Origin of the sequence: Streptomyces alfalfae (assembly GCF_004127445.1) — a bacterium.
Taxonomy (GTDB): Bacteria; Actinomycetota; Actinomycetes; order Streptomycetales; family Streptomycetaceae; genus Streptomyces; species Streptomyces alfalfae.
In genome coordinates this window covers 175,070-193,045 of sequence record NZ_QEXM01000045.1, presented here as the reverse complement: position 1 = coordinate 193,045, position 17,976 = coordinate 175,070, and the positions used below count along the sequence as shown (strand labels likewise).

Genomic DNA, 17,976 nt, shown 5'->3' with positions numbered 1-17,976 from the left:
CCCCGGTGGCCTCGACCCCGGCGCCACCGACAGCGCCACCGAAGCCCACGTGGGACCCGAGGAAGGTCGAACCGCCCTTCCCGTGGTTGCGGCCCACGATCCGTATACGCCTCACATTGCTGTACGGCGGGATGTTCCTGATCGCGGGCATCCTGCTGCTCTCGATCATCTACCTGCTCGCCGCGCAGGCGCTGAACGTGGGCAGTGAGCTGCCGTTCAAGATCGTCGAGGGCCGGGTGGCCAGCACGGTCTGCAACCTGCCCCCGAACCCCAGCGCCGACGACCTCAACCGGGCCATGGGCGCGTGCGTGAACGAACAGCGCCAGCACGCGCTCGACAACCTCCTGAGCCGTTCGCTGCTCGCGCTCCTCGGCCTGGCCGTGATCGCCTTCGCGTTCGGGTACGCGATGGCGGGCCGCGTGCTCTCGCCGCTCGGCCGCATCACCCGTACCGCCCGCAGGGTGGCCGGCACGGACCTGTCGCGGCGCATCGAGCTCGACGGCCCGGACGACGAGCTGAAGGAGCTCTCGGACACCTTCGACGAGATGCTGGACCGCCTCGAGCGGGCCTTCACCGCCCAGCAGCGCTTCGTGGGCAACGCCTCGCACGAGTTGCGCACGCCCCTCGCGATCAACCGAACGCTGCTCGAGGTGCACCTCTCCGATCCCGGGGCGCCGCCCGAGCTCCACCAGCTCGGCAAGACGCTGCTCGCCACCAACGAGCGCAGCGAGCAGCTCGTGGAGGGCCTGCTGCTGCTCGCCCGCAGCGACAACCAGATCGTCGAGCGCAAGCCGGTGGACCTCGCCGAGGTCGCCGACCGCGCCGTCGACCAGGTGCTGGCCGAGGCGGACGCCAAGGGCGTGGAGATACGGGGTGAGCGCGGCGCGGCCGTGGTCCAGGGCAACGGCGTCCTCCTGGAGCGCATCGCCCTGAACCTCGTCCAGAACGCCGTCAGGTACAACGTGCCGGGCAACGAGGAGGGCGGCTGGGTCGAGGTCACCACGGAGGCCCAGCACGGCCAGGCGGTCCTGGTGGTCTCCAACACGGGACCCGTGGTGCCCGCGTACGAGATCGACAACCTCTTCGAGCCGTTCCGGCGGCTGCGGACCGAGCGCACGGGCAGCGACAAGGGCGTCGGGCTCGGCCTGTCGATCGCCCGGTCGGTCGCGCGGGCCCACGGGGGCCGTATCATCGCGGAGCCGCGCGAAGGGGGAGGGCTCGTGATGCGCGTCACCCTGCCCATCTGAGGAGGTGCCGCGGACGCGAGCGCTTGTTCGCTTTGCGCGGAATTTTCGGGACCCGTTCCCAGGGAATCCGTGTGTGATCGATCACAGGGACGATTTTTCCGTCATCTACTCTCCGTGATCACGAAAGTCCCCGGAAAGCCGGGAAAATCCGGGTTTTCGGGGGTCCTGATCACGGGAAGTACACGGGGTGGCACCCGTGAAGTGCGACATTCGGACCGTGTACGGTCCCCATCGCCATCCAACCCATCGCCCCTTCAGGGGTGCGGTTGGGTGTCGATTGAGTAACAGACCTTGATGTGAGGCAAAATCTCCGCCTCGGGTCGGGCACAAGTCCGGCTCCTCACGCGTTACGTGCGCTGAGACACCGCAGACACCCAGAGGGGGAGAGCGACAATGGCAACGGACTACGACACCCCACGCAAGACCGACGATGATGTCAACGAGGACAGCATCGAGGAACTGAAGGCGCGGCGGAACGACAAGTCGACCTCGGCCGTCGACGTCGACGAATTCGAGGCCGCCGAAGGCCTCGAACTGCCCGGCGCGGACCTTTCCAACGAGGAGCTCGCCGTGCGCGTGCTCCCGAAGCAGCAGGACGAGTTCACCTGCATGAGCTGCTTCCTGGTCCACCACCGCAGCCAGCTGGCCCGCGAGAAGAACGGCCAGCCGATCTGCCGCGACTGCGACTGAGGCGGGGTCGGCCAATGACTGGCTCGACCCCGTCCAGGAAGCGCCGCTTCCGCAGGCGTGGAGCGGACGAAGCCGGCGCCACGGGCGACGGCGTGCGTGACGACGGGCGAGGCTCTTCCCCCACAGGATCAGCCTCGCTCGAACCGGCGGACGCCCTCACCTCGGTGCCGGACCGGACGGCGGACGACAAGGGAACCGAGGTCGCCCGGAGAGCCGGGGCCAAGGGCCGTGTTGCCGCCGTCACGGGCGGGATGAGAGAAGGCGTGCGCAAGGGCGGTCGCGGCGCCAAGGCCGGCATCGGCTATCTCGCCGACCGCGTCATCGACATCGCCCCCCGGGTCCCGGTCCGCGACCTGGCGACCCTCCGCAAGCAGTTCCCGGGCCTCGGCCCCGAACAGCTCGCGGACAAACTGATCGCCGGTGCGGCCAACGCCTCGTCCACCGTGGGCGCGGGAGTCGGCGCGGCGGCGATGCTTCCCGTGCCGCCCGCGATGCCCGCCGAACTCGCGGCGGAGATCACCGGCGTCGCCGCCATCGAACTGAAGCTGATCGCCGAGCTGCACGAGGTCTACGGGCGACGCCCCGAGGGCACCCTCGCCCAGCGCAGCACGGCCTATCTGACCGCGTGGACGGAGGAGCGCGGTGTCGACGTGGGCAAGCCGTCGACGCTCAACGCGGCACTGGGCGGGCAGGTCAAGCGCGAGCTGCGCCAGCAGATCATGAAGCGGATGGTCCGGAACCTGCCGAACCTCATGCCCTTCATGGTGGGCGCCGCCGTCGGGGCGGTCATGAACCGCCGGGACACCAAGAAGCTGGCGGCGCGGGTCCGCGAGGACCTGCGGAAGACCCAGGTGCCATGGGACTCCCTGCGGGAGCTGCCCCCTCTCGAAGCCCCCGCGAACGCGTTGCCGCCCGGGGAGTTCCCCGGGCAACCCAGAGCCTGACGGCCGATCGCGTGGTTCCCCGCGCCCTCGCCGGGCGCTCCCTACGCGGCGTTGTTCCTCACCGAATCCAGCGCCTGTGCCAGGGCCTCCGGGTGCCTCGTGGAGATGTAGGCGTACGGCGTCGGGTCCTCCGGGTCGGTGATGTTCACGCGCAGGGCCGTCGGGATGTACGCGCGCAGCAGCATGAAGGCGCGCGGATCGGCCTTGTACGTGCGCCAGGCGCGTGTCTCCTCGCCCTTCAGCACCTCCGCGTCGCCCAGCGCCGACACCGGGATCTTCGCGTCCCCCGCGACCAGCGAGCCCGCCACCACGCGGACCCGCACCGAGCCGTACGCGCTGGTGACGACCGCTGCCACGGCCGTCCCGCCGACCAGGCCGCCGAGGAGCGGCAGCGTGCCGAACGGCAGCATGATCAGGGCCATCGCGACACCCACCAGGACCGAGGCGAGCCACCAGGAGCGGGGGGCGGTCAGGCGTTCTTCGTAAGGCTGCATGCGACCAAGCTTGGCACGGTGCGCCGACCGGCTGACGCGGAGGTAAGGTCTGCGCCTGTGAGTGGTACATCTGCAGCTCTGAAGCCCCCGGCCGAGGCCATAGCGCCCGTACGCCACCCTGACGCGCCCGCCCCCGGTGAGCTGATCGGGGCCCACTACGAACACTGTTTCGGCTGTGGGGGAGGGCAGGAGCACGGACTGCACCTGGCGGCGCGCGCCGGGGAGGGCGTGGCGATCACCGCCGAGTTCACCGTGCGCGAGGCGCACCAGGGCGCCCCGGGGCTCGCCCACGGCGGCATCCTCGCCACCGCGCTCGACGAGACGCTCGGCTCGCTGAACTGGCTGCTGCGGGTGATCGCCGTGACCGGCCGCCTGGAGACCGACTTCGTACGGCCCGTGCCGCTGGGCACCGTGCTGTTCCTGGAGGCCGAGGTCACCGCCGTCGCGGGCCGGAAGATCTACTCGACCGCCACCGGCCGGATCGGCGGCCCCGACGGGCCCGTGGCGGTCCGCGCCGACGCCCTCTTCATCGAGGTGAAGGTCGACCACTTCATCGACAACGGCCGCCAGGAGGAGATCCGGGCGGCCATGAACGACCCGGACCAGATCCGGCGCTCCCGTGCCTTCGAGGTGAACCCGTGACGTCCCCTGCCCCCCACGACGGCCCGAGCGAGCTGGACGTGCTCATCCGGCGCGTCGACCCCGAGGTCCCGCTGCCCGCGTACGCGCGGCCCGGTGACGCCGGCGCCGATCTGCGGACGACCGAGTCCTGCGAACTCGCGCCCGGCGAGCGGGCCGTCCTGCCCACCGGCGTGTCGATCGCGCTCCCGGAGGGGTACGCGGCCTTCGTGCACCCCCGTTCCGGGCTCGCCGCACGCTGTGGTGTCGCTCTGGTGAATGCCCCGGGGACGGTGGATGCCGGGTACCGTGGAGAGATCAAGGTGATCGTGGTGAATCTCGACCCGCGCGACAGCGTGCGGTTCGAGCGCTTCGACCGGATTGCCCAACTGGTGGTCCAGCGGGTCGAGAAGGTGCGCTTCCAGGAGGTGGCGGAGCTTCCCGTGTCGGCACGGGCCGAGGGGGGCTTCGGGTCCACCGGCGGCCATGCCGCCGTGGACGCCGGCCCGGGCGAGCGTACGGGCGTGGGTCCGCGCGGGAGCGCGGGCGAACCAACGGGTGGGAATCGATACGCATCGGTCGTATCCGACCGGGAAGGACAGTGACGTGTTCGGACGTCGCAAGAAGGACAGTGCCGCCGAGGACGCGGCGGGCGCGGACGAGCAGGTCGTCGACAGCGTGGCCGACGACTCGGCCGACGCCGCGCGCACGCGCGTGAGGCTCGAACCCGAGCCCCGCCCCGACGGTCCCTGGGACGTCTCCGAGGTCCGTGAGCCCGGCGAGGGCCGCGTGGACCTGGGCGGTCTCTTCGTGCCGGGGGTCGAGGGCATGGAGCTGCGGGTGGAGGTCGCGGGCGACGCGATCGTCGCGGCCACCGTCGTGCTCCAGGACAGCGCCATCCAGCTCCAGGGCTTCGCCGCCCCGAAGAAGGAGGGCATCTGGGGCGAGGTCCGCGAGGAGATCGCCACCGGCATCACGCAGCAGGGCGGTGTCATCGACGAGGTCGAGGGCCCCCTCGGCTGGGAGCTGCGCGCCCAGGTCCCGGTGCAGCTGCCGGACGGCACGGGCGGCGTGCAGGTCGTGCGCTTCATCGGTGTCGACGGCCCGCGCTGGTTCCTGCGCGGCGTGATCTCCGGGCAGGGCGCGGTGCAGCCGCAGGCCGCCGGGCTCCTCGAGCAGATCTTCCGGGACACCGTCGTCGTGCGCGGCGAGGGCCCGATGGCGCCGCGCGACCCGATCGTCCTGAAGCTGCCCGACGACGCGCAGATGGTCGCCGAGGGAGTCAAGGAGGAGCAGCAGGAGGGCTCCCGCTTCTCCGGCGGCATGGGCCAGCTCCAGCGCGGCCCCGAGATCACCGAGGTGCGCTGACCCCTCGCCTCGCGCTTCCGCCACGCGGAGGCCGAAGACCGGTCCACCTCCCTTGTGGCCCGTGACGATCCGGTGTGTCCGGACCGTTGCGGGCCGCACACGTATCCGCCCATACTGTGCCGGTCACCGGGGGGGAGACCGTGACGGTGAGGGGACGAGGGGCGCCCGCCGAAGTGCGGGGGAGCCGGCGTCACGGGCTTGTCCTGGGGGCCGCCGGGCTCGCGGTGCTGCTCGCGGCCACCGTGCTCGCCGCCCTCGCGGCCCTCGCCGAGAAGTCCGTCGAGGGCGCGGTGCAGCGGCGGCTCGCCGCCGACCGGGACGCCGTCGTGGAGATCGCGGGACCCTACCGCCGGGGCGCCGTCCGTGACCTCGACCGGGCCGCCCGCGCCGCCCTCGCCCGTACCTACGGCGACGTGCCCCAGCACACCTGGGCGGCCCTGCGCGCCCCCGCCGCCCGCAACGACGAACTCGCCGTCACCGAGGCCGCGGGCCGCCCGCGCCAGGACGCCACGCTCTCCGTCGTCGCCCCCGAAGGCGTACGGCGGCACGCCTCGCTCGTGGCGGGGCGGTGGCCGCGCCCGCGTGCGGGGGCCGTCGAGACCGCGCTGACCGAGATGGCCGCCGCCGAACTCGCCGTACGGCCGGGGGACGCGCTCACCGTGCGGGGAGCGGACGAGCGGCTCGTACGGCTGAGCGTCGTCGGTCTCTACGCGGCGAAGGAGCGGGCGCCCGCCGTGTGGTCCTCGCTGAGCAGCACGTTCGGCGTGCCCGGCACGATCGCCGTGGTGCCGCGCCGGGCGTTCGCCGGGCAGCCGGGCCTCGCCGGGGACGCGACGGCGCTGTGGCTCGGGGCGCCCGACGCGGACGGGCTGCGGCTCGGGGACATCGGGGCGCTGCGCGAGCGGGCCGGGCGGTTCGCGGGCAGCGACGCCGCGCTCTCGGTCCTCGCCGGACGCGACGCGGGCGGCGGGGCCGACCGCGTCGACGGCAAGGACCTCACCGTCTCCGCGGGGCTGCGCAGGGCACTCGACCGGCTCACCACGCCGATCGCCGTGGCCCGCGCCGGCCTCTACGTCCCCGCGACGCTCCTCGCCGCCCTCGCCGTGGCCGCGCTCGTCCTCACCGCGCGGCAGCTCGCCGAACACCGGCGCGCCGAACTGGCGTTGCTCGCCGCACGCGGGGCGGGCGTCCGGCGGCTCCTCCTCGCCACGGCGGCCCTGTGGGCCTGCGCCGCCGTGCCCGCCGCCGTGGCCGCGCCGTTCCTCGCGGGGCCGCTCCTGCGGGGGCTCGCGGCGGCCGGGCTCGTCGAGGGCGAGGTGCCGGGGACGGCGACCACCGGCCTCGGGTGGGCCGCGGCGACGGCCGCCCTCCTCGCGCACGGCGTCGCGGTGCTGCTGCCGACGGCCCGGACGGTGCGCGACCGGCGGGCGGTGGCGCGGCTGCGGCAGCGGGTCGCGCGGTTCGCGGGCGCGCAGCGGCTCGGGGCGGACCTGGCGCTCGCCGCGGTCGCCGTCCTCGGCTGGCTGCAACTGCGCCAGTACCGGTCGCCCGTGACCGGCGGCGACGGAGTCGACCCCGTCCTCGTGCTCACCCCCGTCGCGATGACCGTGGCGGCGGCGCTGCTCGCCCTGCGGTTCCTGCCGCTCCTCGCCCGTGTCGTCGACCCCCTCGCGCGGCGGAGCAGCGGCCTCGCCCTGCCGCTCGGCGGCTGGCAGATCGGACGGCGCGCGGCCCGGCACGCGGGTCCCGCGCTCGTCGTGACGCTCGCCCTCGCCGTCGCGGCGCTCAGCAGCACGGCGCTGACCATCCTCGACCGGGGCGACCGGGACCAAGCGGCCTTCCGGGCCGGCGCCGACCTGCGCGTCGAACCGGGCGAGGGGATACCGGCCGGGGAGCGGCGCGCGCGGTACGAGGCGCTGCCGGGGGCCGAGGCCGTCACGCCCGTGATCACCTCCGAGGGCTACGTCGGACAGGACGCGGTGGCCGTCACGGCCGTCAACACGCGGCGGGGTCCGGCGCCGTCGCTCCGCGGCGACCTCGCGGACGCGCCCGTGGCGGAGCTGATGCGGCGGCTGGGGCGGGGAGTTCCGGACCACGGGCTGCCGGTGCGGTTGCCGCAAGGCGGCGCCGAGCGGGAGGTGCCCCTGCGGGTGCGGATGTCCGCCACCGGCCGCGGGGACGTGGTGCCCGTACGGCTCACCGTCTTCTACGAGGACGCCGACGGGCTCGCGCGGTCGAGTTCCGTGCGGATCGAGGAGGGCGGGGCCAGGGTCGTGCCGCTGCGGGTCGCGGTGCGCGGGGCGTCGCTGCGGGTGCTCCAGGTCGAGCTGAGCATGGTCGGTGAGCGTGTCCGGCGCACCTACCGGGTCACCGTCGACCGGGTGCCGGGGCTGCGGACACCCGCGCGGTGGCGTGACCTGCGGGCCGACGCGCCCGACCGGGCCGTGGCCGGGTGCCCCGGGGTGGAGCGGCGGCCTGCGGGCAGGCGGGGCGCGGAAGGGGACGCGCCAGGACCCGTGCTCTGCCGGGACAGGGCCGCGGCCGGCACGCTCATCGACGCCGTGCTGCGGGGACCCGACGGGCGGCTCACCTACCCGACGTGGGGTGTGCGGCTCGGCACCGACCGCGCGAAGGGGCGGCCCGCCGCGCCCGTCCTCGCGGACGACCTGCTGCTGAGTTCGGGCGCCGTGCGGGTCGGTGACACGGTGACGGTGCGGCGCAGTACGGGCGGGAGCGCGCGGGTCCGCGTCGTCGGGCGGATCGCGGGGGTGCCGGGGGAGCCGCGCGACCGGCCGCGGTTGCTCGCGGACTCCCGGTGGATGGCGGCGCAGTGGGCGTTCGGCGGGGCGCTGCCCGGGGCCGACGGCGCCTGGTGGGTGGGGGTGCGGGGGGCCGACGCGCGCCCGGCGCTCGAAGCCGTGCGGGCGGAGCCGCGGCTCGGGCGGGCCGTCGACGTGCCGCGGGCGCGGGACGCCCTGGCCGCCGACCCGCTGCGGCGGGGGGCGCGGGGCGCGCTGACGCTGTGCCTCGTCCTCGCCCCGGCCTTCGCGGTCATCGCGTTCGCCCTGCACACGGTGGTCTCGGCGCGGGCCAGGGAGCGGGAGTTCGCCCTGCTGCGGGCGCTGGGGGTGCGGCGGCGGGAGCTGGCGGCCTGCCTGTGGGTGGAGCAGCTCGGGCTCGCCGGGGTCGCGGCGGCCCTGGGCACCCTGCTCGGAGCAGGCCTCGCGGCCCTGGTCATGCCGGTGGTGACGGTGGACGCCGGAGGGCGTCCGGTCTTTCCCTCGCTGGTGGTGGAGGTGCCGTGGGGCCGGGTGGGGATCACGGGGCTGATCACGGCGGGGGTGATCTGCGGGGTGGTGGCCGTGGCCGGACGGGTGCTGGCACGGGTGGACCTGGCGCGGGTGCTGCGGGCGGGGGAGGCGGGATGAGCCGCGTGGGCGGGCCCCCGGAATCCCGCACGGTGCGGGGCGCCGCGAGGCCGCGCGGCGTACGAGGTCCGGCGGACACGCACGGACGTCCGGGGCGTCGTCATGCGTGAGTGGGCGCGGGACGCGCCTCTCGCCGTGGGCCTCGCCCTGCTGGTCGCCGTGCTCGTGGCGATCGGCGCCGGCGGGGGCGGGGCTCTCGACCGGCTCGGGGGCGAGGCCCTGCGAGAGCGGTTCGAGCGGGTCCAGCGGGCCGCGCCGGGGATCGTGCACAGCGCGCGGTTCGATCCGGAGGACCCCCGGGCGGGAAGCGCGGACGAGGACTTCGGGGACGTCCTCGGACGGTATGGGACGGCCGTGGAGAACGCCTCCCCCAAGTCCCTGGACGGCGGGCTCGTGCACGACTCCACGCGGATCGTGCTGCCCACCGTGCGGGGCGGCATTGCCGCGGCGGGCACGGTCGATCTCTCCCTGGTGTACGCCTCCGACGCTCCGAGGCCCGCCGGATACGTCGCCGGGCGCGCGCCCCGGGGGCGGGGGAACGCGGTGGAGCTCGCGGTGTCCACCCGGACGCGTGACGCGCTCGGGCTGCGGGTCGGACAGCGGTTCCGGCTCGGGGACGGGGCCCTGAAGAACGTCGACGTGGAGGCGCGGGTCGTGGGGGTCTTCCGCGCCGACGGCGAGCGCCGGCTGTGGAAGGAACGGCCCCTGCTGGTGCGCCCCCTGCGCGCGAAGGACGCCGCGAACGCCGGGGCGTTGATCGCTCCCCGTGGTGTCGAGGTGCTGCAGCGGCAGGCGGGTGTCGAGCTGACCGTCGACTGGAACATGCGGCTGACGCCCGGCGGCGAGACCGCCGACCGGTTCGTGGGCGAGGAGGGGCGGCGGGAGTTCCAGCGGATCATGGCCCGCTACCCGCCGTCCGCGCGCCGGGCGTTCTGCGGCGCCGAGGGGGCGTACGGGGGCAAGGTGTGCGTTCTCGGGAACCATCCGGCCACCGAGCTGGAGACCGCCACCGCGCTGCCGGACACCATGGAGGAGTTCTCCCGGCGGTGGGACCAGGCCCGTGTCGTGATCTCGTTCGCCTGGGCCTCGCTGCTCGCGGTGGGGTTCACCGCCCTCGTCGTGACCTCCCTGTCGGTGGTGCGGCGGGCGCTCGCGGGGGACCGGCTGCGGCAGGCGCGCGGCGCGTCGGCCGGCGGCGTCGCCGCGCGGCGTGCCCTGTGGAGCGCGCCCGCCGTCCTGGCCGGGTTCGGCGGCGGCTGCGCCCTCGCCGGCGCGGTGACGGCGGTTCCCCCCTCGTACCAGGGCGGGCTCGCCGTCGCCCTGCTGTGTTCGGCGCCGCTGCCCCTGCTGACGTGGGCGGCCTTGCGGGACGGGGCCCTGCTGCGGGGGCGCGCGCGGAGCGCGGGGCGGCGGCTGGTCGGCGAGGCCGTGGTGCTGCTGCTCGCGGTGGGGGGCGTGTTCGCGTTGCGGGCGCGCGGGACCGAGGGGAGCGCGGGCCCCGATCCGCTGGTCGCCGCCGTCCCCGCGCTGCTCGGCGTCGCCACCGTGGTCCTGCTGGTGCGGTGTTATCCCTGGCCGGTGCGGGCCGCGGCGCGGTGGTCGGCCGCCGGGCGGGGCGTCGTGCCGCTCGTGGCGCTGTCCCGCGCGGCCAAGGAGGCTCCCGCGCGCGGGCTCGCGCTGCTCGTCCTCGTGGTGACGCTCGCCGGAGCCGTCTTCGGCGGGCTCGTGTCGGGGACCTTGCTGGAGGGGCGGCGGGCGGCCGCCGCCTGGCAGGTCGGCGCCGACGCGTCGTTCCTCGGGGCCGGGCGCGACCCCGCCATGGCCGAGCGGCTGGCACGCGCGCGTGGGGTGCGCGAGACGGTCGCGGTGCGGCAGCTGCGGGTCGACCCCCTGAGCGGGACCGACGGCGGGCGGTACGGCGTCTCCAGCCTGGTCGGGGTGGACGCGGGCGCGCTGCGGGACGCGGGCGCGGGTTCCGCCGCCGCCCGCGCGCTGGCCGACGCCGGACTCGACGGGGGCGGCGAGGGCGGCGACATCCGCGTGCTGGCCTCCGACGGGCGGGCCGGGGAGCTGCTGACCTTCACCCGGCACGGCAAGGAGCAGCGGATACGGATCGTGGGGGCGCTGCCCGACGACGTGGCCCGTGACCCCGCCCTCGGCCCCGTGCGCCGCGCCACCGGGGCCCGGCAGCATCTGCTGCTCGCCGACTCCGGTGACCTGGAGGGGTTCGCCGCCTCCGACTTCGAGGAGACCGCGCTGCTGCTCTTCGGGGACCGGCTCGACACCGCCGAGCTGCGGTCCCTCGTGCCGCGCGCGGCCCCGGGAGCGGCCACCGGGGAGCTGCGCGCCCTCGCCGAGGAGCGAGCCGAGGCGGCGGAGGACGGGCTCGTCGCCGCCGTGGCCGCCGCCCACACCGGCTGCACCGCCCTCGCCGTCGTCCTCGCGCTGCTCGCCCTGGTCATCGACCTGTCGCTGTCGGCTCCTTCGCGCGGCCGCGTCGCCTCGTACCTGCGGACGCTCGGGCTCGGCGGACGTGCCGCCTCCGCGCTGCATCTGCTGCAACTGCTGCCCCTGGTGTGCGCGGCCGTCGTGGGCGGTGTCGTGCTCGGGCTCGCCCTGCCCTCGCTGCTGGGGCCCGTGGTCGACCTGCGGGAGTTCACCGGCGGGCCCGTCGTGCCGGAGCGGCACGTCGATGTGTTCTTCGTCGCCGCCCTCGGTGCGGGGATCTGCGTCCTGGTCGCCGCGGCGGTCGCCGTGGAGAGCCGGATCGGGCGCCGGCGACGACTGGGCGCCGTCCTGCGGCTCGGGAGAAGTGATGACTGACGACGCCGTGAACGAGCTGGCCGGTCTGGAGGAGAGGGCGCGTGCCCGGAGCCGTCCCGCGGGTGAGGAGGGGCTCGTCGTCTGCGACAACCTCGTGCGGGTCTACCGGACCGACGGGGTCGAGGTGCAGGCGCTGCAAGGGCTCGACCTCGTGGTGGCGGAGGGTGAGTGCCTCGCCCTGGTCGGCGCCTCGGGGTCGGGGAAGTCCACGCTCCTGTCGATCCTCTCCGGGCTCGACCTGCCGACCGCCGGCCGTGCGAGGGTCGCCGGGCACGATCTGCTCGCCATGGGGCGCAGGGAGCGCCTGGCGTACCGGAGGCGGACCGTCGGCTTCGTGTGGCAGCAGACCGCGCGGAACCTGCTGCCCTATCTGACCGCCCTGGAGAACGTGGCGCTGCCCATGCGGTACGCGCGCGTGCCGCGTCGTGCCCGGCGCGAGAGGGCCGCCGAACTGCTCGGCGTGCTCGGCATCGCCCACTGCCGCGACCGGCGGCCCGGCGAGCTGTCCGGGGGCGAGCAGCAGCGCGTCGCCGTCGCGGTCGCCACCGCGAACTCCCCGCGCGTCCTGCTCGCCGACGAGCCGACCGGTGAACTCGACACCGCCGGCGGCGAGGAGGTCTTCGCGGCCCTCCGCCGCGCGAACGAGGAACTCGGCGCCACCGTCCTCGTCGTCACCCATGACCCCCTCGTCTCCGGGCAGGTGCGCCGCACGGTCCGTATGCGCGACGGGCGCACCTCCACGGAGACGCTGCGGGGAGAGGGCGGCGGGGGCGAGGAGTTCACCGTCCTCGACCGGGCGGGTCGCCTGCAGCTGCCGGGCGACTTCGTGGAGCGGTACGGGTTGCGGGGGCGCGTGCGGCTCACCGCGGAGACCGACCACGTGGGGATCTGGCCGGGCACGCTCCCACGGACGAGCGCCCGGCCGCCCACGCCGCCTCCCTCGCCCGGAAGCCCCTGACGCGCGCGGGCGACCCGGGCCGGACAGGGCCTTGCCGGCCGGGCCCGGGCCGGTGATACTGGCGCCCGGCCGACCGGGGGGTGAGCCGCGGATGGCAGAGGCCATGGTCGTCGTCGAGGACCTCCACCGGACCTACGGCAGCGGCGCCGCCGCCGTGCACGCGCTGCGCGGCGTCACCCTCACGGTGCCGCGCGGCGAACTCGTGGCCCTCAAGGGCCGCTCGGGGTCCGGCAAGACGACGCTGCTCAACCTGGTCGGCGGGCTCGACACCCCCGACCGCGGCAAGGTCGCCGTCGACGGCGTGGAGCTCGCCGGGCTGGGGGAGAGCGGCCTCCTGGAGCTGCGCAGGGACCGCGTCGGGTTCGTGTTCCAGTCCTTCGGCCTCATCCCCGTACTCACCGCGGCCGAGAACGTCGGCGTCCCCCTGCGGCTGCGCAGGACCGACCCACGCGCGCGTGAGGAACGCGTCGCCCTGCTGCTCGCCCTCGTCGGCCTCGCGGACCACGCCGCCCAGCGGCCCGGCGAACTCTCCGGAGGCCAGCAGCAGCGCGTGGCGATCGCACGGGCCCTCGCCAACGAGCCCGCCCTGCTGATCGCCGACGAACCCACCGGGCAGCTCGACGCCGAGACCGGCCACGCCGTGATGGAGCTGCTGCGCGCGGTGGTGCGCGCCCAGGGCGTCACGGCCCTGGTCGCCACGCATGACGCGGCCCTGCTCGACCTCGCCGACCGGGTCCTCGAACTGCGCGACGGCACGATCGTCCGGCCCTGAGCCGCCCCGTCCCGCGCCACCGCACGCGGCGGGCGCGGGGCGTATCAGGGTTGTGTCAAGGGTGGCCTTCCGGTGGCCCTTCGTCCGCATTGTCGGGATCGGTGGCCGTAGGGTCGGCCCTGCGCACACAGCGGTTCCAGGAAGACAATGAGGCCATGGCACGCGGCAAGCTTCGGATATACCTCGGCGCGGCACCGGGCGTCGGCAAGACGTACGCCATGCTCTCCGAGGCGCACCGCCGCGTGGAGCGGGGCACCGACTGCGTGGTCGGCGTCGTGGAGCACCACGACCGGCCGCGCACCGAGGTGATGCTGCACGGCCTGGAGGAGATCGCCCGCCGCCGCCTCGAACACCGCGGGACCGCCTTCACCGAGATGGACGTCGACGCCGTCCTGGAGCGCGCCCCCGCCGTCGCCCTGGTCGACGAGCTCGCCCACACCAACGTCCCCGGCTCGCGCAACGCCAAGCGCTGGCAGGACGTGGAGGAACTGCTCGCCGCCGGCATCGACGTCGTGTCCACCGTCAACATCCAGCACCTGGAGTCCCTCGGCGACGTCGTCGAGTCGATCACCGGTGTGCGCCAGCGCGAGACCGTGCCGGACGAGGTGGTGCGCCGCGCCGACCAGATCGAGCTGGTCGACATGTCGCCCCAGGCGCTGCGCCGCCGCATGGCGCACGGCAACATCTACAAGCCGGACCGGATCGACGCCTCCCTCTCGAACTACTTCAGGCCCGGCAACCTGACGGCCCTGCGCGAGCTGGCGCTGCTCTGGGTCGCCGACCGCGTCGACGAGTACCTCCAGCAGTACCGGGGCGAGCACAACATCCGCTCCACCTGGCAGGCCCGCGAGCGCATCGTCGTCGGGCTGACCGGCGGCCCCGAGGGCCGCACGCTGATCAGGCGCGCCTCCCGGATGGCCGCCAAGGGCTCGGGCAGCGAGATCCTCGCCGTCTACATAGCCCGCAGCGACGGCCTGACGGCGGCCTCGCCCAAGGAGCTCACCGTCCAGCGCACCCTGGTCGAGGACCTGGGCGGCACCTTCCACCACGTCATAGGCGACGACATACCGTCCGCGCTGCTCGACTTCGCGCGCGGCGTCAACGCCACCCAGATCGTCCTCGGCTCCTCGCGCCGCAAGACCTGGCAGTACGTCTTCGGGCCCGGCGTCGGCGCCACCGTCGCCCGCGACTCCGGGCCCGACCTCGACGTGCACATCGTCACGCACGGCGAGGTCGCCAAGGGCCGCGGTCTGCCCGTCGCCCGCGGCGGCCTCCTCGGCAGGGCCCGGATCATCTGGGGCTGGCTGGTGGGCGTCGCGGGGCCGGTGCTCCTGACGCTGCTGCTCACCCATGTCGACGCCGACCTGGGCCTCGCCAACGACATGCTGCTGTTCCTGACGCTGACGGTGGCCTCCGCACTGCTCGGCGGGCTCTTCCCGGCCCTCGCGTCGGCGGCGGCGGGATCGCTGCTCCTGAACTACTACTTCACCCAGCCGGTGCACCTGTGGACGGTCTCCGACAACAAGAACATCGTCGCCATCGCCGTCTTCGTGGGCGTCGCCGTGTCGGTCGCCTCCGTCGTCGACCTGGCCGCCCGGCGCACCCACCAGGCGGCCAGGCTGCGCGCCGAGTCGGAGATACTGTCCTTCCTCGCGGGCAGCGTCCTGCGCGGCGAGACCAGCCTGGACGCCCTCCTGGAGCGGGTCCGCGAGACGTTCGCCATGGACTCCGTGGCACTCCTGGAGCGGGCGGGCGACACCGACCCCTGGACCTGTGCGGGCAGCGCGGGCGACGGCCGCCCCTCGGCACGCCCGGAGGACGCCGACGTGGAGGTGCCGGTCGGCGACCACATGGCGCTCGCCCTGACCGGGCGGGTCCTGCCCGCCGCCGACCGCCGCGTCCTCGCCGCGTTCGCCGCGCAGGCGGCCGTCGTCCTCGACCGCCAGCGCCTGCAGTCCGAGGCCGACCGGGCCCGCGCCCTCGCCGAGGGCAACCGCATCCGCACCGCGCTGCTCGCCGCCGTCAGCCATGACCTGCGTACGCCTCTCGCGGGGATCAAGGCCGCCGTGTCCTCGCTCCGCTCCGACGACGTCGAGTGGTCCGACGAGGACGAGGCCGAGCTGCTCGCGGGCATCGAGGACGGCGCCGACCGGCTGGAGCACCTGGTGGGCAACCTGCTCGACATGTCCCGTCTGCAGACCGGCACCGTGACCCCGCTGATCAGGGAGATCGATCTCGACGAGGTCGTCCCCATGGCGCTCGGCGGCGTCCCGGACGGCAGCGCCGAGCTGGACGTCCCCGAGACGCTGCCGATGGTGGCCGTCGACAAGGGGCTCCTGGAGCGGGCGGTCGCCAACGTCGTCGAGAACGCCGTCAAGTACGCTCCCGCCGGGCAGCCGGTCAAGGTGTCCGCCAGCGCCCTCGGCGAGCGCGTGGAGGTCCGCGTGGTGGACCGGGGCCCCGGGGTCCCCGATACCGCGAAGGACCGCATCTTCGCCCCCTTCCAGCGTTACGGCGACGCCCCGCGCGGGTCCGGCGTGGGCCTCGGCCTGGCCGTCGCCCGCGGCTTCGCCGAGGCCATGGGCGGCACCCTCACCGCCGAGGACACCCCCGGCGGCGGCCTGACCATGGTCCTCACGCTGCGGGCGGCGGCCGGCCCGCCACCCGTCCGCCCCGATCTCTCCGCGCGGGTCACCTCGTGACCCCGAACCGTCAGTACGAAAGGCAGGCCGGCATGACCCGGGTGCTCGTGGTCGACGACGAGCCGCAGATCGTCCGCGCGCTCGTGATCAACCTGAAGGCGCGCAAGTACGAGGTGGACTCGGCCCCCGACGGGGCGACGGCGCTCCAGGTGGCCGCCGCCCGCCACCCCGACGTGGTCGTGCTCGACCTCGGTCTGCCCGACATGGACGGCGTCGAGGTCATCAGGGGCCTGCGCGGCTGGACCCGGGTGCCGATCCTGGTCCTCTCCGCGCGGCACAGCTCCGACGAGAAGGTCGAGGCGCTGGACGCGGGCGCCGACGACTACGTGACCAAGCCGTTCGGCATGGACGAGCTGCTGGCCCGCCTCCGCGCCGCCGTCCGCAGGGCCGAGCCCACCGGGCCCGGCGAGGACGACGTGCTCGTGGACACCGAGGACTTCTCCGTCGACCTGGCCGCCAAGAAGGTCAACAGGCACGGCCGTGACGTCCGCCTGACCCCCACGGAATGGCACCTCCTGGAGGTCCTGGTGCGCAACACCGGCCGCCTGGTCAGCCAGAAGCAGCTGCTCCAGGAGGTATGGGGCCCCTCGTACGGTACGGAGACCAACTACCTCCGCGTCTACATGGCACAGCTCCGGCGCAAGCTGGAGGCAGACCCGGCGCACCCGCGCCACTTCATCACCGAACCGGGGATGGGCTACCGGTTCGAGAAGTGACCGAGCGGGCATGAGCACAGATGAGCGCACCGCCGCACCCGGTGTCGGCGCCCCCCGGTACGCTTTCTGTATGAGTGCTGCCCCAGGTTCCGAAAAGCCGGCAGGCCGATTCCGGCGCATGCTCGACCGGCTGTCCTCCTCCCAGGAGGATCTGGAGTCGGAGGAGCTGCGGGAGGACGCCGAGACCGCGGGCTGTGTGCGCATCGGCGACTGTCACGACCGCCAGATCGTCACCGTTACTGGTACCTTGCGCACGGTCACCCTGCGGCCACGTGCCGGGGTCCCCGCGCTGGAGGCCGAGCTGTTCGACGGCTCGGCGGCGCTGGACGTGGTGTGGCTCGGCAGGCGCTCCATCGTGGGAATAGAGCCGGGGCGCAAGCTGATCGCATCGGGCCGGATCTCGATGAGCCGGGGCCGCCGGGTGCTGTTCAACCCCAAGTACGAACTCAGACCGCTCGGACGGGAGTAGCCGGTGACGTCCCTCGACGACAAGCCGAAGGACCAGGAGAACGACGACCGGGCCGCGGATTCCAGGACGGTGACCGAAGCAGCGCTCTTCGAGGCCTTCGGCGGCGTGCGGGGCATGGTGGAGACGGTCGTCCCCGGCCTGCTCTTCGTGACCATCTTCACGGTCAACAAGGACCTTCACATGTCGGCCATCGCGGCCCTCGCGGTGTCCGTGGTGCTCGTGGTGGCCCGTCTGGCCATGAAGGGCACCGTCAAGCACGCCTTCAGCGGCGTCTTCGGCGTCGCCTTCGGTGTGGTCTTCGCGATGATGACGGGCAACGCCAAGGACTTCTACCTGCCGGGCATGCTCTACACCCTGGGCCTCGCCCTGGCCTACATCATCACGACCATGGCCGGCGTGCCGCTGATCGGCCTCATCCTCGGCCCGGTCTTCAAGGAGAACCTCTCCTGGCGCACCCGCAACCCCGGCCGCAAGAAGGCGTACGCGAAGGCCAGCTATGCCTGGGGCCTGATCCTGCTCGCCAAGTGCGCGGTCCTCTTCCCGCTGTACTGGTGGGGCGACACGACGCAGTTCGGCTGGGTCCTGGTCGCCCTGAAGATCCCGCCGTTCCTGCTCGCGGTCTACCTCACCTGGGTCTTCCTGGCCAAGGCCCCGCCGCCGATCGACGTCTTCGCCGAGATGGAGGCCGCCGAGAAGGCGGAGGAGGAGCGCAAGGCGGAGCGCCGGGCCCCGTAAGGGCGCGGGCAG

At 74.3% G+C, this 17,976-nt stretch carries 15 protein-coding genes; 14 read left to right on the top strand and 1 reads right to left on the bottom strand.

The genetic code is table 11. The annotated features are described in order from the left end of the window. The first annotated feature begins 5 nt into the window (after nucleotides 1-5). The 3 genes from DCW30_RS27755 (at nucleotide 6) to DCW30_RS27745 (ending at nucleotide 2,881) form a co-directional block, all read left to right on the top strand. Entirely contained in the window at nucleotides 6-1,247 is a 1,242-nt protein-coding gene (locus DCW30_RS27755; protein WP_062780088.1) for a sensor histidine kinase, read from the top strand. A gap of 393 nt (nucleotides 1,248-1,640) precedes the next feature. Further along, nucleotides 1,641-1,937, top strand: a complete 297-nt coding sequence (locus tag DCW30_RS27750; protein ID WP_055544889.1) for a DUF4193 domain-containing protein — start codon at nucleotides 1,641-1,643, stop codon at nucleotides 1,935-1,937. 14 nt (nucleotides 1,938-1,951) lie between these two features. Further along, nucleotides 1,952-2,881, top strand: a complete 930-nt coding sequence (locus DCW30_RS27745; RefSeq protein ID WP_076684155.1) for a hypothetical protein — start codon at nucleotides 1,952-1,954, stop codon at nucleotides 2,879-2,881. Between the two features lie 41 nt (nucleotides 2,882-2,922). Here the strand turns inward: DCW30_RS27745 and DCW30_RS27740 are convergent, their stop codons facing one another. Next, on the bottom strand, nucleotides 2,923-3,375 hold the full coding sequence (locus DCW30_RS27740; RefSeq protein ID WP_062780087.1) for a DUF3093 domain-containing protein: 453 nt from the start codon (nucleotides 3,373-3,375) through the stop codon (nucleotides 2,923-2,925). A 57-nt stretch (nucleotides 3,376-3,432) separates the two neighbouring features. Here DCW30_RS27740 and DCW30_RS27735 point away from each other — a divergent pair, with 57 nt between their 5' ends. From DCW30_RS27735 to DCW30_RS27685, 11 genes are all read left to right on the top strand, one after another. Beyond that, complete coding sequence (locus DCW30_RS27735; RefSeq protein WP_062780086.1) at nucleotides 3,433-4,017, top strand: PaaI family thioesterase; 585 nt, start codon at nucleotides 3,433-3,435, stop codon at nucleotides 4,015-4,017. Next, complete coding sequence (gene dut / locus DCW30_RS27730; RefSeq protein WP_237283378.1) at nucleotides 4,014-4,598, top strand: dUTP diphosphatase; 585 nt, start codon at nucleotides 4,014-4,016, stop codon at nucleotides 4,596-4,598. Before DCW30_RS27735 ends, dut begins: the two co-directional genes overlap by 4 nt. A 1-nt stretch (nucleotide 4,599) precedes the next feature. After that, complete coding sequence (locus tag DCW30_RS27725; protein WP_062780085.1) at nucleotides 4,600-5,361, top strand: DUF3710 domain-containing protein; 762 nt, start codon at nucleotides 4,600-4,602, stop codon at nucleotides 5,359-5,361. 146 nt (nucleotides 5,362-5,507) lie between these two features. Beyond that, nucleotides 5,508-8,789 carry an ABC transporter permease gene (locus DCW30_RS27720; protein ID WP_123985594.1) on the top strand — a complete coding sequence of 1,094 codons (3,282 nt, stop codon included), beginning with the start codon at nucleotides 5,508-5,510 and terminating at the stop codon, nucleotides 8,787-8,789. A gap of 102 nt (nucleotides 8,790-8,891) precedes the next feature. Beyond that, nucleotides 8,892-11,612 carry a hypothetical protein gene (locus DCW30_RS36895; protein ID WP_079249968.1) on the top strand — a complete coding sequence of 907 codons (2,721 nt, stop codon included), beginning with the start codon at nucleotides 8,892-8,894 and terminating at the stop codon, nucleotides 11,610-11,612. Continuing rightward, nucleotides 11,605-12,570: an ABC transporter ATP-binding protein gene (locus tag DCW30_RS27710; RefSeq protein ID WP_076684153.1), complete on the top strand. Its 966-nt coding sequence runs from the start codon at nucleotides 11,605-11,607 to the stop codon at nucleotides 12,568-12,570. The genes DCW30_RS36895 and DCW30_RS27710 overlap by 8 nt, the downstream gene beginning before the upstream one ends. A 91-nt stretch (nucleotides 12,571-12,661) precedes the next feature. Continuing rightward, nucleotides 12,662-13,342: an ABC transporter ATP-binding protein gene (locus tag DCW30_RS27705; RefSeq protein WP_076684152.1), complete on the top strand. Its 681-nt coding sequence runs from the start codon at nucleotides 12,662-12,664 to the stop codon at nucleotides 13,340-13,342. Between the two features lie 155 nt (nucleotides 13,343-13,497). After that, a complete protein-coding gene (locus DCW30_RS27700; protein ID WP_076684151.1) occupies nucleotides 13,498-16,044 on the top strand; it encodes a sensor histidine kinase in 2,547 nt (848 codons plus the stop codon). 32 nt (nucleotides 16,045-16,076) lie between these two features. Beyond that, complete coding sequence (locus tag DCW30_RS27695) at nucleotides 16,077-16,760, top strand: response regulator (RefSeq protein ID WP_062770924.1); 684 nt, start codon at nucleotides 16,077-16,079, stop codon at nucleotides 16,758-16,760. A 70-nt stretch (nucleotides 16,761-16,830) separates the two neighbouring features. After that, the gene (locus DCW30_RS27690; RefSeq protein ID WP_076684150.1) at nucleotides 16,831-17,229 is read left to right on the top strand and encodes an OB-fold nucleic acid binding domain-containing protein; all 399 of its coding nucleotides are present in this window, start codon (nucleotides 16,831-16,833) and stop codon (nucleotides 17,227-17,229) included. A gap of 3 nt (nucleotides 17,230-17,232) precedes the next feature. After that, the gene (locus DCW30_RS27685) at nucleotides 17,233-17,964 is read left to right on the top strand and encodes a DUF3159 domain-containing protein (RefSeq protein WP_062770901.1); all 732 of its coding nucleotides are present in this window, start codon (nucleotides 17,233-17,235) and stop codon (nucleotides 17,962-17,964) included. The last annotated feature ends 12 nt before the right edge of the window (nucleotides 17,965-17,976 follow it).

Excerpts from the sequence above, each read along its gene's own strand:
- DCW30_RS27690 (WP_076684150.1), top strand. The coding sequence starts at position 16,831 with ATGAGTGCTGCCCCAGGTTCCGAAAAGCCGGCAGGCCGATTCCGGCGC.
- DCW30_RS36895 (WP_079249968.1), top strand. The coding sequence starts at position 8,892 with ATGCGTGAGTGGGCGCGGGACGCGCCTCTCGCCGTGGGCCTCGCCCTG.
- DCW30_RS27700 (WP_076684151.1), top strand. The coding sequence starts at position 13,498 with ATGGCACGCGGCAAGCTTCGGATATACCTCGGCGCGGCACCGGGCGTC.
- DCW30_RS27745 (WP_076684155.1), top strand. The coding sequence starts at position 1,952 with ATGACTGGCTCGACCCCGTCCAGGAAGCGCCGCTTCCGCAGGCGTGGA.
- DCW30_RS27740 (WP_062780087.1), bottom strand. The coding sequence starts at position 3,375 with ATGCAGCCTTACGAAGAACGCCTGACCGCCCCCCGCTCCTGGTGGCTC.
- DCW30_RS27750 (WP_055544889.1), top strand. The coding sequence starts at position 1,641 with ATGGCAACGGACTACGACACCCCACGCAAGACCGACGATGATGTCAAC.
- DCW30_RS27710 (WP_076684153.1), top strand. The coding sequence starts at position 11,605 with ATGACTGACGACGCCGTGAACGAGCTGGCCGGTCTGGAGGAGAGGGCG.
- DCW30_RS27705 (WP_076684152.1), top strand. The coding sequence starts at position 12,662 with ATGGCAGAGGCCATGGTCGTCGTCGAGGACCTCCACCGGACCTACGGC.
- DCW30_RS27695 (WP_062770924.1), top strand. The coding sequence starts at position 16,077 with ATGACCCGGGTGCTCGTGGTCGACGACGAGCCGCAGATCGTCCGCGCG.